The following is a 4,988-nucleotide window of genomic DNA, read 5'->3' as shown; positions in this document are numbered from 1 at the left end:
GGCTCGCTCCCACATCAGTCCTGCAAACACAGGTCCATTGTGGGAGCGAGCCTGCTCGCGAAGACGGCCGAATAGTCACCGCAATTACAAAACCTGCCACCCACCCCCAAGCGCCTTGTACAACGCAATACTCCCCTGCAAACGCGACAATCGCAGTTGCACATTCAAGTCCTGCGCCGCATACAGCGTTCGCTGCGTCTCCAGCACCGTCAGCAAATCCTCGGCCCCGGCCTGATAACGGCTTTGCGCGATGTCGAACGCAGTCTGCGCCTGGCGCAGTTCTTCGCTTTGCCACTGCCGCTGTTCGTCCAGCCCACGAATGCTGTTCAGGGCTTTTTCCACGTCGGCGAAGCCGTTGATGATCGCACCGCGATAGGTTTGCAGTAGTTCTTCCTGTCGGGCCGTGGCCTTGTCGCGTTCGGCGCCCAGGCGACCGTTGTTGAACACCGGGGCGAGCAAACCGGCGGTGAGGTTGTAGAAAGGGCTGCGCATGATGTCGCTGGCGCGGTCGGCGCCAGAGCCGATTTCCGCACTCAGGGTTACGGTCGGCAACATGGCGGCGCGGGCCACGGTGACGTTGGCCTGGGCGGCGGCCAGGTCGGCTTCGGCCTTGGCAATGTCCGGGCGACGGCTGAGTAATTGACTGGGCACGCCAGCGTCGATGGCCGGCCATGACAGCTGTTCAAAGCGTTCCTGGCCCAGCGTCAGCTCCTGCACCGGGCGGCCGAGCAGGGCGGCGAGACTGATTTGCGCGTCACGGGCCTGTTGCTGCACCAGCGGTAATTGCCGTTGCTGCGCCGCCACCAGGCTTTTCTGTTGCGCCAGTTCCAGGGCCGTCGCCGAGCCCGAGTCGAAGCGGGTCTGCACCAGCTTCAAAACATTCTGCGCATTGGCCAGGTTCAACTCGGCAATGCGGCTCTGCTCCTGTAACGACAAGGCTTGCGCGTAGGTATTGGCGACAGCGCTGAGCAGTGTCAGCTCCACGGTTGCCTGATCGAACTCGCTGGCCTGCAAGGCGAATTGCGCACTGTCGCGGGAGGCGCGTTGGCCACCCCAGAAATCGATTTCGTAACTCGCCGTCAGGTTGGCGGTGAAGTAGTCGACCGCGTCGTTATCGCTGTCGGCGTCGAGTTGGCTATAGCCATTGCCGCGCAGCAACTTCTGCCGATTGGCATTCAACCCGGCCTTGACCTCCGGCAACTGCGAGCCGCCGGCGACCACCGTTTCCGCCTGTGCCTGTTTTACTCGGGCGATGGCGGCGGCCAGGTCATAACTGCCGAGCCGGGCCTGTTCCACCAGGCTCTCCAATTGCGGGCTGCCGAAGCGGTTCCACCATTGCGCGTTGCTGCGCATGGCATCCTGGGTGTGCGGCGATTGCCAGGAAGACGGCGACACGATGCCGCTGTCTGGACGCTGGGCAGGTGTGCCACAGGCGCCGAGCAGCAGGCACAGGGACAGCAAACTGCTGTCGAGCAATAGATTGAGGGGCGGCTTCATCAAGAGATCATTCACTGGTAAGGGCCGTGACCGGATCGAGTCGGGCAGCTTTGCGGGCCGGCATGAAGCCGAAGACAACACCGGTGACCAGGGCGCAGCCGAAGGCGCCCAGCACCGCTATCAGGGAGAACGCGACGGCGACTTCGCTGAGGATCAGCACGCCGCCGACGATCAGCGCCAGGGCGATCCCGGCCAACCCGCCGACCACCGAAAGCATCACCGCTTCGGTGAGGAACTGGCGCAGGATGTCCCGCTGGCGGGCACCGGTGGCCATGCGGATACCGATTTCGCGAGTCCGTTCACGCACGGTCATGAGCATGATGTTCATTACGCCAATGCCGCCCACCAGCAGCGATATCGCCGCAATCGAACCGAGCATCAGCGACAGGGTATTTTGCGTGCGCGCTTCGGCCTGGATCATCGCCGCGTTGTTGGTCAGTTCGAAATCCTTCTTGCCGTTGTGCAGACGCAGCATCAACTGTTCGATGGCCTGCTCGGTCTCCTTGACCTTGCGCGCATCGGCGGCGGCAATCGCGATGTACTCGGGGTTGTGGGTGCCGAACAGCCGCACACTCGCCGCGGAATACGGGATGGCGATGCGGTCGTCGCTGTCGGAGTCGCCGGAGCTGGCGCCTTTTTCCGCCAGCACGCCCACCACCTGGAAGGGCACGTTCTCGATCAGGATGTACTGGCCGATGGGGTTGGCCACGTCCTTGAGCAGCTTGGTGCGCACCTTGTGGCCGATCACCGCCACTGCCGCCGCGTTTTGCTCGTCGGCCTCGGTGAAGTAGCTGCCTTCGACCACCGGCCAGTTGAAGATCGCCGGGAAGTTGGTGTCGTTGCCGCCGACGTAACTCAAGTGGTCGAGGTTGCCGAAACGCACTCCGGCTTCCTGGCCGTTGACCGGCATGATTCGCATCACCTGCGGCAGGCTCGCCACGGCCCTGACTTCATCCAGGGTGATGATGCCCAGCGGCGTTCGCGGGTTGGGCGCCGAGCCGCTGAGGTAAATGATGTTCGAGCCGAAGGCGCCCATCTGGGCCATGACCTGACGCTTGCTGCCTTCACCGACGGCCAGCATCACCACCACCGAGGCGACGCCGATGATGATCCCGAGCAGGGTCAGCGCGGTGCGGAACTTGTTGATCCACATCACCCGCCAGGCGGCTTGCACGGCATCGATCAGCTCGCCTTTCCAGGCTCCTGTTGCTTCGGCGCCCTCGCTGAGGCGTTTGCGCAGATCCACCGCTTGCAGGGCGCCGGGGTTGGCCGAGTGCTGCGCGGCGGGGTTGTCCTTGGCGCTGTCGCTGATGATCAGGCCATCGCGAATCTCGATGATGCGCTTGGCCCGGGCCGCCACATCACGGTCGTGGGTGATGAGAATGACCACGTGGCCCTGGCTCGCCAGTTCGTCGAGTAGCGCCATGACTTCCTTGCCGCTGTGGCTGTCGAGGGCGCCGGTGGGTTCGTCGGCGAGGATGATGTGACCGCCGTTCATCAAGGCCCGGGCAATGGACACCCGTTGTTGCTGGCCACCGGACAGTTGATGCGGACGGTTGCCGGTGCGCGTGGCCAGACCGAGGCGGTCGAGCAGGGCGGCGGCCCGGGCGTGGCGTTCGGCCGCTGGAGTGCCTGCATAAATCGCCGGCATCTCGACGTTTTCCTGGGCCGAGCCGGAGGGGATCAGGTGGTAACCCTGGAACACGAAGCCGAACGCTTCGCGCCGCAGCCAGGCCAGTTCGTCACTGTCCAGGGCCGCGACGTTTTCCCCGGCAAAGCGGTACTCGCCCGAGGTCGGACGGTCGAGGCAGCCGAGGATGTTCATCAGCGTCGACTTGCCGGAACCGGAAGCGCCGACGATCGCCACGAACTCGCCGGCATGGATCGAGAGGTCGATGCCGCGCAACACGTGAACTTCAGGAGCGTCGCCTCCGCCGTAGGCCTTGCGGATGTCCGACAGTTCGATCAGGGGCGTTTGCATTCAACCGCCACTCCCGTCGGCCGGGCCGATCAGCAGGTGATCGCCCTCCTGCAAGCCATCGAGGATCTGCACCCGCAGGCGGTCGCTGATGCCGGTGCGCACAGTGCGCTGTTCAATATTGCCGTTTTTCGCGACGACTTGTGCCGTCTGGCTATCCGCTTGGGTACCCGATTGCAGCGCGGCAATCGGTGCAGTCAGAACGTCTTTGGCCTGGTCGGCGACGAAAAATACCTGGGCAGTCATTTCCGCCATCAGCGCATTGTCGGCGTTGTCGACGTCGAGCAACACGGTGTACAGCACCACCCGGGCGCTACCGCTTTTGCTCGAGCTGGCGGGACTGCCGCCGCCCTGGCTGGTCTGGTCCAGGGGCTTGGGCGGCACCGGCAGAATCTGCCGCACGGTGCTTTTCCAGCGCCGGGTGCCGCCACTGAGGGTGGTGAACCAGGCGTTCATGCCGGGTTTGACGTGGCCGATGTCGGCCTCGGAAACCTCGGCCCACACCGTCATCGGTGACAGTTTGGCGATGCGCAGGATCAGCGGTGTCTGTTGCTGGGCATTGAGGGTCTGGCCGACCCGGGCGTCGAGTGCGACGACGGTGCCGGACATCGGCGCGTAAATCCGCGTGTAGCCCAGTTCGGCCTGATCGCTGCGCAGGCTGGCCTGGGCCTGGCGGATCTGCGCCTGGAACATGTCGATGCGCGCCTGGGTGGCGCGCAGTTCGGCCTGGGCGGTCTGCACGTCTTCTTCGCGGGTGGCGCCGCCAGCCTTGAGGTTCTGCTGGCGCTGGAATTTCTGCTGGGCGAGGTCGTGTTGCGCCCGTTGTTCCTGCAGCTGGGCCTTGAGGTTTTCGATGGAAAAACGCCCGGCATCGAGCTTGGCCTGTTGCGTGGACGGATCGATTTCCACCAGTAACTGGCCTTCCTTGACCACGTCACCGACTTCCACATGGATCTTTTGGATTTGCCCGGACGCCTGGGCACCGACATCGACGTAGCGCCGCGGTTGCAGGGTGCCCAGTGCCGTGACGCTGCTTTCTATATCGCCACGGCTGACTTGCACGGTGGCGAAATTGTCGCGGCCGGGCGGAAGGATCTGCCAGGCGGCGACGGCGATAACGGGGATCAGACTGAGTGCTACCAGCAGGGCGCGTCGGGTATGACGGGGACGTTTCATGCAGGGTTCCAGAATGGGTGGACACTGCCGTGGAATTGGCAGGGACGGGGAGCTGTCCTGTAAACGATGAGTGCGGTGTGGAATTTAGCCTCGGAAACATGGCGCAACATCTGAAACGATCAACTGTAGGAGCGAGCTTGCTCGCGAAGGCTTAGCGTCAGGCGACGTACTTTTTGATGGTGTACATATCCATTACCGCGGTAACGGCCACTTATGGTTTCGCCCTTACGGCGACTCACTTTTTTTTCAAACGCCAAAAAAAAGTAAGCAAAAAAAGGCTCGGGTATGACTCACCCACATAGGTAACAAAACAGTTCAAGCACATGGGTAACAGTTT

The 4,988-nt window shown here is 63.1% G+C and carries 3 protein-coding genes; all 3 read right to left on the bottom strand.

Going from position 1 to position 4,988, the window contains the following annotated elements:
- Positions 1 to 84: 84 nt before the first annotated feature.
- From HNQ83_RS30870 to HNQ83_RS30860, 3 genes are read right to left on the bottom strand one after another with little or no spacing between them, the layout of a single operon-like run.
- On the bottom strand, positions 85 to 1,497 hold the full coding sequence (locus tag HNQ83_RS30870; RefSeq protein ID WP_175392619.1) for an efflux transporter outer membrane subunit: 1,413 nt from the start codon (positions 1,495 to 1,497) through the stop codon (positions 85 to 87).
- 7 nt (positions 1,498 to 1,504) lie between these two features.
- Entirely contained in the window at positions 1,505 to 3,478 is a 1,974-nt protein-coding gene (locus HNQ83_RS30865) for a MacB family efflux pump subunit (RefSeq protein ID WP_175392618.1), read from the bottom strand.
- Positions 3,479 to 4,651, bottom strand: coding sequence for an efflux RND transporter periplasmic adaptor subunit (locus tag HNQ83_RS30860; RefSeq protein WP_175392617.1), 1,173 nt, complete (start codon positions 4,649 to 4,651; stop codon positions 3,479 to 3,481).
- Positions 4,652 to 4,988: the final 337 nt, after the last annotated feature.

It is taken from the genome of Pseudomonas sp. C2B4 (assembly GCF_013359695.1).
Lineage (GTDB): Bacteria > Pseudomonadota > Gammaproteobacteria > Pseudomonadales > Pseudomonadaceae > Aquipseudomonas.
Note: the sequence above shows the minus strand (reverse complement) of the source record. Positions and strands in the feature narration are given on the sequence as shown.

Excerpts from the sequence above, each read along its gene's own strand:
- HNQ83_RS30870 (WP_175392619.1), bottom strand. The coding sequence starts at position 1,497 with ATGAAGCCGCCCCTCAATCTATTGCTCGACAGCAGTTTGCTGTCCCTG.
- HNQ83_RS30860 (WP_175392617.1), bottom strand. The coding sequence starts at position 4,651 with ATGAAACGTCCCCGTCATACCCGACGCGCCCTGCTGGTAGCACTCAGT.
- HNQ83_RS30865 (WP_175392618.1), bottom strand. The coding sequence starts at position 3,478 with ATGCAAACGCCCCTGATCGAACTGTCGGACATCCGCAAGGCCTACGGC.